Origin of the sequence: Sneathiella sp. (genome assembly GCF_036960985.1) — a bacterium.
Classification (GTDB): domain Bacteria; phylum Pseudomonadota; class Alphaproteobacteria; order Sneathiellales; family Sneathiellaceae; genus Sneathiella.
In genome coordinates, this window is sequence record NZ_JBALWD010000059.1 from 1 (window position 1) to 10,842 (window position 10,842).

At 46.1% G+C, this 10,842-nt stretch carries 7 protein-coding genes; 5 read left to right on the top strand and 2 right to left on the bottom strand.

From position 1 onward, the window contains the following. Positions 1-781: 781 nt before the first annotated feature. The 4 genes from V7723_RS19430 (at position 782) to V7723_RS19445 (ending at position 7,266) form a co-directional block, all read left to right on the top strand. Positions 782-2,515, top strand: coding sequence for a gamma-glutamyltransferase family protein (locus V7723_RS19430; protein ID WP_335686159.1), 1,734 nt, complete (start codon positions 782-784; stop codon positions 2,513-2,515). Continuing rightward, entirely contained in the window at positions 2,512-3,699 is a 1,188-nt protein-coding gene (locus V7723_RS19435; RefSeq protein WP_335686160.1) for a peptidogalycan biosysnthesis protein, read from the top strand. The genes V7723_RS19430 and V7723_RS19435 overlap by 4 nt, the downstream gene beginning before the upstream one ends. A gap of 791 nt (positions 3,700-4,490) precedes the next feature. After that, on the top strand, positions 4,491-6,332 hold the full coding sequence (locus V7723_RS19440; RefSeq protein WP_335686161.1) for an AMP-binding protein: 1,842 nt from the start codon (positions 4,491-4,493) through the stop codon (positions 6,330-6,332). A gap of 307 nt (positions 6,333-6,639) precedes the next feature. Further along, the gene (locus tag V7723_RS19445; RefSeq protein WP_335686162.1) at positions 6,640-7,266 is read left to right on the top strand and encodes a trimeric intracellular cation channel family protein; all 627 of its coding nucleotides are present in this window, start codon (positions 6,640-6,642) and stop codon (positions 7,264-7,266) included. A gap of 170 nt (positions 7,267-7,436) precedes the next feature. Here V7723_RS19445 and V7723_RS19450 read toward each other — a convergent pair whose 3' ends face one another. Then, positions 7,437-8,351 carry an AraC family transcriptional regulator gene (locus tag V7723_RS19450; RefSeq protein WP_335686163.1) on the bottom strand — a complete coding sequence of 305 codons (915 nt, stop codon included), beginning with the start codon at positions 8,349-8,351 and terminating at the stop codon, positions 7,437-7,439. 125 nt (positions 8,352-8,476) lie between these two features. Here V7723_RS19450 and V7723_RS19455 point away from each other — a divergent pair, with 125 nt between their 5' ends. Next, positions 8,477-9,298 (top strand): cysteine hydrolase, encoded by an 822-nt coding sequence (locus tag V7723_RS19455; protein WP_335686164.1) that lies wholly within the window; start codon positions 8,477-8,479, stop codon positions 9,296-9,298. Positions 9,299-9,577: 279 nt separating this feature from the next. Here V7723_RS19455 and V7723_RS19460 read toward each other — a convergent pair whose 3' ends face one another. After that, positions 9,578-10,252 carry a class I SAM-dependent DNA methyltransferase gene (locus tag V7723_RS19460; protein WP_335686165.1) on the bottom strand — a complete coding sequence of 225 codons (675 nt, stop codon included), beginning with the start codon at positions 10,250-10,252 and terminating at the stop codon, positions 9,578-9,580. Positions 10,253-10,842: the final 590 nt, after the last annotated feature.

The window sequence follows — 10,842 nt, forward strand, 5'->3', positions numbered from 1 at the left end:
CTGTACAAGAGCACAGGCAATGGCTGCATCAACGGCATTACCACCGTCCTGAAGTACATCCAGGCCCGCTTCCACTGCTTCCGGCTGAGGCGCGGAGATCATACCTTTTGTCATTTTTTTCTTTCACTAAAAGGGCAATTCTGGCTTTATCTATGCACTTAAAAACAATATTCGTATGGCAGTCTGGTTCGGGCATGCCATACCCCGTCTGTTGCGAATCTCAGGCTAAATGTTAGTATGTGATCAACTTTCGGTCCACCGGATTGTTGGCTTTGGGAAACGACGAACAGAAGCAGATGCTATCTGTCTGGCGCCACAAACACCGTTTTCCCAGAGCATGTTAACGCACTTTCATTCTGTCGGTGGTTCGAATCCGCTCCCGGGGCATCACTTTCTTCTCACAGCTTCAAGATTGACGGGCTAAGTCAAAGCCGCACTGCTTAAGCTTGCCGTACAATGAGCTGATGACTTGATTGTATAGGTATATGGACTCCGTATGCCCCTAGGCGAACTAATTACTGAACCCGCCTTATAGTACTGAATTTGGCTGTAAGGAGACATTCTGCTTTGTGGTTTCTTGCAAACAATCACAGCGGACACACACGGGATCGATCTTTTACCCCTTGTGTCGATTGTGAATGTGAGAGAATCAAATTCACCGATACGAATGGCAAAAATGTTGCAAATAGAAAATTAACTCATAATGGTCTATAATCATAATGTAATGTAAGATTTCAGTTGAGCGATAGATTGATGCTTAGCATTTAATGAGTTGATCGCAGTGATAAAAAAAGAACCAAATAATTGTTCTCCATTTGCTGTTTCCGCGGGACATAAAATCGCAACCGAGATTGCGACGAATGTGCTGTCCGACGGCGGAAACGCTATCGACGCAGGTGTCGCGGCTACCATTGCGCTTACGGTACTGCATTCAGAACAAGTGCAGTTTGGCGGCGTGGCACCTATCCTGATACATATAGCGGCAAATGGGTTGACCTATTCGATAGAAGGAGCTGGACGTTGGCCAAGTGCAACAAATAGAGCACTATTCGAAAAAAAATATCGTGGACGGATTCCACAGGGTATTTTAAGAACCGTCACTCCCGCAGGGCCAGATGCTTGGCTTACGGCGTTGAAAAACTATGGAACTATGAGCTTCGAAGATCTCGCAACGCCTGCTTGGAATTTAGCCCGAGACGGTTTTCCTGCGCATCAAGATCTTGTGGACTGCACCACACAATTTGAGCGCTATTACCGCCGCTATGAAGAAAATACGAAAATTTGGCTTCCAAATGATCAACCTGTCCAGCTCGGCCAAAACTTTATCCAATCGAATTTAGCAAACACATTGCGTGCAATGATCGACGCCGATCGATCAGCTAGATCAAAAAAAGGAAGATCAGCCGGATTGGAGGCTGTCCGGGACTTATTCTATGTGGGCGAAATTGCGGATAAAATGATAGAGCATATAAGTCATCATGGTGGGCTGATGACGCATACGGACCTTTCGTCGCATACAACGCCCGTTGTTCCAGCGACCTCCGCTGCGATATTTGGAGGAACGGCTTATACTTGTGGCTTCTGGTCACAAGGACCTGCACTGTCGCAAACGCTGCAAATTTTGGAGCAGTTTTTTCTAAACAATCCAGCAAATTTGGCAACCTCTTCACATCACATAATTCTAGAGGCCACAAAGCTCGCAATGGCGGACCGCGACGCCTACTACGGGGATCCAGATTTTGTCGAAGCCCCCTATGATCAACTTCTTTCCCCGAAATATGCGGAGAAACGTGCCCGTGAAATTTGCGCAAATACAGCATTTGACGGATTGCCCGCTGCAGGAATATTTCAGGGATTCGATAGATCGCGCTATTCCATTCCCCAAGATAAAGCGGATCAGGCTGTTTCATTGGATACTTCAATAGCGATTGTCGCCGACAAGCACGGTAATCTTTTTGCGTCAACGCCGAGCGATAGCTCATTCGACGCCCCGGCTATACCTAATCTTGGGTTTGTTATGTCCACAAGAGGCGGTCAAAGCTACGTGTCCATTGACCATCCAGCTTGCCTAAGTCCTGGCAAACGGCCAAGAGTAAGTGCTTGCCCATTTATTTTCCATACTCGCGAAGGCCAATTTATCGCAGGAGGCGGTCCTGGTGCGGATTTACAACTTCAAACCGCAGTACAAGTAATGGCGCACCATCTAATATTCGACCAACCGTTAATTGATTCAGTGTCCACACACCGCGTTTTCACTCACTCGGCACCGGCATCAACTGAACCTCATTTTTCTTTCTCCGGGAAAATTGTAGTAGAAGAAGATATGCCAGAGGCTGTCACTGCCGAGTTAAAAGAGAAGGGCCACAATGTGACTCTTGAAACAACCCAGGGCATTAACAAACCTTCTATTTGCATTGTTAAATCCGGTGATTGTGCTTTCGAGGCTATTGGAGATCCTCGTCGAGAAAGTGGTCAAAGGCTGAAAAATTTGGTTCAAAACAGGATTGACCAATGAATATTCAAGTTCGGCATAAAAATTGGAATGCGATTTTTCTTACTTCCATTGATGATATTCCTGAGGAAGACTGGAACAGTTGTGCCGGCATATCAGACCCTTATATTCGCCATCAGCATCTAAATGCATTAGAAAAAAGCGGTGTTATATCATCTGAAACTGGCTTTAAGCCTCAACATGTTGCCATTTGCGACGACAGCGGTTCCGTGATCGCCGTAGCCCCTGTTTACCTGAAATCACATTCGCACGGCGAATTAGGCGTTGATTTAGGTCTCGGGATGGCGCATGAGCGAGCCGTAGGCCCCTATTACCCCAAATTGCAAATCGAGGTACCTTTCACTCCTATTACCGGATCTCGTTTACTCGTCAAACCAGGCATTGATAGGATTGCGGCCTGCGCCGAACTTTGCTCTGCCTTGAAGGAGAGGGCCAAGGAAATTGGCGCGTCATCCATTCAAATTTCCTATATGTCTGATGAAGATAAGAATTTTATGGGGCAATTTGACTTCTTATTGACTGAAGGAAATGCTTATATCTGGAAGTCTGGTGGCGTAAAGAGTTTCGACGAATTCCTAAGTAAAATGAAGAGTTCCAAACGATCAAAGATTTTATCCGAACGTCGCAAAGCGGTCGCTAATGGTCTAACCTTCAAAACATTATCAGGAGAACAAATTAATTCGAAGCTTGCGCCTGTTTTTTTCGATTTGTATAAATCAACTTTTGAAAGAAATGAAACCGCTCCCTGGCTTAACGTAAAATACTTCGAATTGCTTTTTGAGAATATGAAGGAATATCTAGAGGTTACACTTGCGCTCCAAAAAGAAGCCTTAGTCGCAGTCCAATTGGATATGGTTACACCTAAAATAAGATATGCCCAGCATTGGGGGCATACAGGCAATATTCCTTTCCTGCTTTTCGAAATGAGTATATATCAAACCATTGAACATGCCATAGTCGCTAACCAGAAAATGATTAATTCCGGCACGACTGGTCTCCACAAAACAGAGCGTGGATTTGGTATTGAACCTACTCACCATGCACTATGGTTTGCTGACTCCAATTTCACCGATATTGCGAAAACCGGTCTTAGACGTAAGCAGGACGCCGCCAATTTTGAACGTAAAAGCGAAATGGCGCGCCAGCCATTCCGGAAATTGGACTTTAGCCAAGAAACAGGAAAATGACTGCTACTTCGAAAGATTCTCTTTCCTCCACAGGCCTCTTCACTATGAGTACTCGCATTGGCGGGGGAAGTTTGGTATTTTTCCCGGACTTCGGCGGCAATGTCTTATATGCAAAGCCAATCGTGCAGAGATTACGCAAAGACATAAATTGTTTTGGTATTCGTCTCGCTCCTGACCTGACAGATGCCTTACACAACATGTCACTAATTGATATAGCAATTCGTTTTGCAAAGGATATTTCTGACGCAAACCTTCCGGAACCAGTCTATGTCTGCGGCTTTTCTTTTGCTGGTTATTTTGCATTTGAAACCGCCTACTGGCTCACAAAATCTTATGGAAAATCAACCAACCTGCTCATTCTCGATGCCGCAATCAGACCCAAAAGCCTTTTCTCACGATTGGCAAGCGCACCATTGCCAGAGCTACTTTATGCGGCTCGATATTTTGGAAAAAATTGGAATTATCTTCTTTTCAGAAAAGATAATATGGTACTGCACAAATACGGCCAAATTAGTTTCAATTTGAACCAACATCCGGAACCGTATCAATTTATCATTCGGCAAATGTACAGAATGATGTCCCAATATTCACCACGTCATTGGGAGACCGGATCAGCGGTCGTTCTAAATTCGCAACAAAAAGACTGGGGTCGGAATTATGGCGGCAAATTTTTAGGCTGGGATGCATATATTGGTGGCAACATTACAATGATTAAGGTGCCGGGAGATCATTTATCCATGCTCCGTGATCCCGAAAATGTGCTTTTTCTAACGACCAAACTCCGAAATTTAGTGAAGCAAAAAGAAAAAGAAAGGGCAGAACACGCTTCTCTTCAATCAACGCCAAAAGATTCTTTTGAAATTTTTCGCGACCGCATAGATCAGGTTCTAATGGCTGGAGGCACCCAAACTTTTGCGGATCTGCCTGAGGGAACGATTACGTACGCTGAATTAATGGAGGAAATGAGCCATCTAGATAAAACATTTCAGAAACTAGGGCTTTTCCAAGGCAGCCGCGCGGTTATTTTTTCTAAAAATGACAGAACCGTTATTGTTCTTTTTTTATCCCTGTTACGATCCGGCTTTACACCAGTAATCGGCGACAAAGATGCAAAATTCGATGAAATTCAAGACTGTTTAGAAGTTTGTCAACCGACTCTAATATTTAGTGACACGCAATTGCTGTCTGCCGATCTCAACTTTGAATCTATTAACGCGCGGCATATGTTTGAAATTGATGATGCCGGTGGCGTTATCGCGTCAAATTTTGGTGCGGTGTTTTCTGAATCAATTGAACTCTCGTACAACAACAAAACTCAACCTATTGCCAACTCACCAGATGTGGCAATGCTGGTATTTACTTCCGGAACTACATCCAAGCCGAAAGCCGTAGAACTTACTTATGCAAACCTTATTGCTCAGCTTGAAATTTTCTCCGAGGCCTATGGCTTTGGTGCCGGTATCAAACTACTAAATTTATTACCGTTTCACCATGTGGATGGCCTCATCAGAGGCCCCCTTTGTGCCATTTGGTTCGGCGGCTCTGTGCATCGACCCATTCCGTTTTCTGTTCAAAATACGCCGAAGATTCTGGCTTCCGTTGAGGAACAAAAAATTACGCACTTTATTTCTGTCCCGGCGATGTTGAGGATAATTGAACGAGTTGGTCGAACAGACACAGACGTTTTTCAGACATTAAACTTCAAGTTTATACTATCTAGCGCTGATGTACTGACAGAACAGCTGTGGAGGCGTCTTGAACAAACTTTCAACGTTCCTGTAGCCAATGCATACGGCCTAAGTGAAGTTGTCTGCGACGCTGTATTTGCCGGTCCAGATGAGAAGACCCGCCAAATTGGTACACTCGGAAGGCCCGTTGGTTGTAAGTTAGAAATACTGGATGATGAGGGTCTGCCCGTTCCTCGGGGTGAGCCTGGTGAATTGGTAATTTCAGGCCCTACTGTAATGAAGGGGTATTTCAATGACAGCGCTTTAACGGTTCAGGTAATTAAAAATGGAAAATTCCATACAGGCGATTATGTACGTCAAGCAGAATCGGGATTTTATCAATTCGTTGGCCGTAAAAAAAATGCGATTGTTACAGCTGGCGTTACAATTCATCCGGAAGCAGTAACGAGCGTTCTTGCCAACATGCCAGGTATCGAAGAGGCTGTTGTGTTTGGCGTACCTGACGCCAATCGAAATCAGCGCCTGGTCGCCGCACTTGTCCCAGAGCAAGGGAAAAATATTACCACGGTCGAAGCAGCGGCCTATTGCCGAAGGCATCTTTCGGCTGAACGAACACCAAGTGAATTTCGCATACTAGAAGCCTTACCGCGAACAGCTGCTGGTAAAGTTCAAATGAAGACCCTGAGTTCAATTGAGTCCGGAATCAGCACGGTGATACCTGAAAAAGACGTTCTATCCATTGCAGCATTTTGCTTCGATATTGCCAGAGAGGGTCTATCTGCTGACTCTACGCCCTTTAATACTGAAGGCTGGGACTCTTTGGCTCATATGACACTCATTGAAGAAATAGAGCTTCAGTTCGAGATTATGTTCTCAGCACGCCAAATTGCTCAAATTGCTTCTTTGGGCGATGCCATAAAGTTTGTGGCTGAAGCTACCGATTAAGCGAGATACGTATGAATTCTATTGAATTTCTTCTCCGCGCAGACAGAAATTCAGTCTGCAGGTGGATCGAACCCATCCTTGGGCACCCTTTTTCCTCGCAACTTCAAGTTCGACGGATTAAGTCAAATCCACGTTTATCAAATTTGCCATAAAATGGTGCGGTATGTGTATGGGTAAATGGTTCCCAATGACCCAGAACAGTCATTCGTATATGAGCCGAAACCGTTAGACGAACACTCCGGTCAAATTTCAATTGTCTTACTCGCCGCAATAAGCCAATCTGCTCCCATATTGAAGGAAATTTGGCATGCCGTCGGTTTTTGATTTTTTGGATGTTTTGGGTGTCGCGGTTTTTGCGGTTTCGGGGGCGCTGGTAGCTTCGCGCAAGGAGATGGATCTTGTGAGCTTCGGGTTGTTAGCCAGCCTTACCGGAATTGGTGGCGGCACGCTTCGCGACCTGTTATTGGACCGTCCAGTATTTTGGATTGAACAGCCCTATTATTTAGTGACATGTTTGATCGTTGCCATTTTGGTTTATTTTTCGGCGCACGTTATCCAGCGAAGGTTTATCTTCGTTTTATGGGCCGATGCAATTGGTGTTTCAGCTTTTAGTGTGATGGGAGCTGAAGTCGCCCTGCGCAGCGGTGCTAATGAATTGGTGGCAATTGTGATGGGCATGATGACCGCGACGTTTGGCGGCCTAGCCCGCGACGTGGTTTGCGCAGAACCGGTTTTGATAATGCGCAAAGAACTTTACGCAAGCTGCGCCATGGCCGGCGCCACTGTTTTTGTTGGGTTGGAGGTGCTTGGGTCATCATTCAGCGTTTCGGCCCTTGCGGGGTTCGCAGTGGCCTTTGTACTTAGGGCCGGAGGCATTCATTGGGGATGGACGCTGCCGCCGTACAAAGCCAGGCCAGGCCGGGACTACGAATAAGTAAATTACAGGCTATCAAGTCATCGTAATTTGCCAAGCAATGTTTCCTACTGGCACGGAGCAGACCCTCCATTGCTTCAGCCGCAAGTACTATATTCACTAAAAATGCTGACGCACTATCAGGCTGCCGGTGGTTCCAATCCGTCCCTGGACGCCATTTTTTGTCTCAGTTAATCTCCACGAACCTGGGATCGATATTTTCCGGGTGACGTGCCAACAATACCTTCAAATTTTCTGGTGAATGCGCTGCGGCTGTGAAATCCAACCAATTCGGCTATACGTTTCACAGGAAGATCAGAGGTTGCCAGTAATGAGGCGGCTCGATGCATACGAAGATTGCGAAGCAATTCCATGGGCCCTTTTCCGTAAGCCGTGAAAAATCGTTTGGCGAACGTTGAACGGCTCATTCCCGCCGCCTCGGCGAGACTTTCTACAGAATGTAGGTTACCAGGCATATCAAGCATAAGTCTTAGAGCACCCCAAAGTTTTTCATCATTTAGCGCCGCCATCCAGTCTAATCTTTTATCTTGAGACTCTAATCGATTACGTAAAAGCAGGATCATACATTGCTTGAGCAAGACCTCGATCATTGCTCGACTTCCCAACTTAGGGGCCGACAATTCTCGAAGCAGCTGATCCAAAGAATCTGCCATTGGACTTAAGGGTTCAACATATTCGACAATAGGCTCGCGCACGAGATCAATGAGGTTACTAATACCGCGAAGGCCGACATTCACCTGGCTACAAACCGCCAACAATTTGTTGCTTGGCAGATGGTCTTCCCCCTCATGAAGATGGTGCGCAAGGTCAAGCTCTGCAGGATGGCAATCAGGTAGCGGTCGCTGATTATCACCGAAGCTACGTAAAATATGAGATTGTAACGCAGGAACGAGAACCAAGGTTCCCCGTTTGATTTCTACTGGTGGAAGCCCCCGAAATACGATTTCCCCATGACCACCCAAAATGTAATGCAATGTTGCAAACGACTGACGGCCAAGCCCCAGATCACAGCGGCCGCGCAATTCGCACAATGCAAATGGATCTGCTTCAATTTCCAGCTCGCTAAATACATGTTCGAAACTCATACGTCATTTTGCCAGAAATTAGATGTTTGAATACATTAATCGTGCAGTTGGGACAAATTGTGGACGAAAAAGCACATATCTATCGTCATATTAACTATGTTCAAGAAACACCAATGGAGAGAAACATGTGTAATAATCACGAGAAAAGCCCAATAAGTAGGCGCGATGCACTTAGAGGCAGCGTCGCTGCTGCTGCTGTTGCAGCCGTCGCCGTTAGTACGAGTGGAACAGAGGCGGCCGCAGCCGAAAATCCTTACGCGGATCCCGCGAAACCGGCCCTCCCGCCGAGCAATATGAAATTGGATATTAAGCGTGTCGCTCTCGTCGTGACGGATCCACAGATCGATTTCTTAAGCCCTGATGGTGTGACTTGGGGCGTCGTTGGTGCTAGCGTTGAACATCACGATACGGTCAATAATATCGAAAAACTTTTTAAAGCAGCTAAGGCGAAAGGCATTACAGTGGCTGTCTCCCCTCATTACTATTACCCAACTGACCATGGATGGCGATTTGAGGGAGCCCTTGAAAAACTCATGCATAAAATTGGCATGTTTGACCGAAAGGGCGCATTGACTACTGAGGGATTTGAGAATTCAGGCGCCGATTTTATGCCTCAATATAAAACATACATAAATGACGGAAAAACAATTGTAACTTCACCCCATAAACTTTATGGAAACGAGTCTAATGACTTAGTTCTGCAACTTCGCAAAAATAAAGTCGATCAAGTCATCTTGGCGGGCATGTCTGCCAACCTCTGTACTGAGTCTCATATGCGTGAGCTATTAGAACAAGGTTTTGAGGTCGCCGTCGTGAAAGATGCAACTGCCGCCGCCATGCTACCTGAAGGCGACGGTTATCTCGCGGCTTTGACGAATTTCCGCTACATGGCCAACGCCGTTTGGTCGACAAATGAAGCAGTCGAAAGAATTACAAACGGGACTTAAGGGGTTTGGGCGTGCATTTTTTCTATATAGTGTACGCCCATATTGTAATGCAAACGCTCTATCAAACTGTCGGTGGATCGTTACCGCCCCTGGGCTCCACTTTTCCCTCTAGTATTAAGATCGACCGGCTAGATCAAAGACGAGCTGTTTAAGCGTGTCTTACAATGAGCTAGCTATTGCGTAGAAAACTGGTTACTTGTTTGAATAGGTGTATGGTCTGCTAATGATCCGTTTCGGACATTACTCTACGCGTCAAAAGGGCAACGGTTAATAGCAGGGTCAGACAACTTGGCAGAGCGCATATATGACCTGAATGCTGTCATTGAAATCATCGTTTTTTGGTAAATAGGGTTTAGCTTTACTTACCTTAAGTGGCGCCCAAAGCCTACGCTCTTCAAATTTGTCCATTAAAGAATCAAAATTCTTCTCGACCCAGCGATCATCACGCTGTGTGAACAAGATGTAGCCGCCAGGCCGAACAACACGGCACAGATCAGCCAACAGATCCGCCGCTTCTTCAATGTAGGTCATAACCCCCACACAGACTGCGGCGTCAAACGCATTATCGGTTACTGGCAAAGGGGTAGTTTGTAGGTCGTGGCGTTGCAAGCGATCGTACTTCCCATTTTTTTCCGCTATTTCCAGAGAGGCCGCCGAAATATCGATACCTTCAATTCGGCAATCTAGTTGCCGGGACATGGCCTTGTCGAACATTCCCGTACCGCAGCCGACATCCAAAACATCGTTGCCAGACTTCAAATACTCACAAAGGATTGTCGCGGCATCGTCTGGGGCTTGATAGTCCCAGTTTTTCAAGGTCGCGTCGTAAGTCTCAGCCCATTCATCGTAATAGGCTGCAATAGCCGCCGAATTTGTGGAGCCGTCCTTCAAAGAATTGAAGTCATGCTTGATGTCGGTGTCACCGATCTTTTCAAAGGTGCTGTCGCGCGACATGGATGTTTCCCCCGGTTCCGATTCATGCACCGCTATGCATGGTCTGCACGGACCGCAAATCAAATAAGCTTGGCCCGCACGCACAAATCACCGCAACAGAACGTTAAGCCCCAAGTATTGCGCGGGACATATAAGTCGTTGCGTGAGATTGAAATACCAATCTAACACAGCAAGCCATAAATTTAAACCGGGGTATGGGGCTGCTCTGCCGCGAAGCCCCGATAGCAAAGCGCGTTAAACGACAGGACCAAGACTGACACGCATTGGCAGGATTGAACCTCGAGAAGACATTGATAATGCTAACCGGGACGGCGGCACTCGCTGACTTTCCCTGATCTTGTCGTTTTTCAATAGGTATCACTTTGTTCCACGCGGTACATGTTACTTTTGATCAAACAACATAATACTACCCGATCACGCGACATTAAATACGCGCTTCTAGTATATAGACTGAAGTAACAAATGTTCTAACGGCCGACTGTCTGAACTTGCAAAAATCTATTACGCGCTTCTTCTTAAGGACGAAGTAGTTCATCCTCGACAAACTCCATACGATCTTTACCCCAAAATAACTCATCCCCAATAAACAT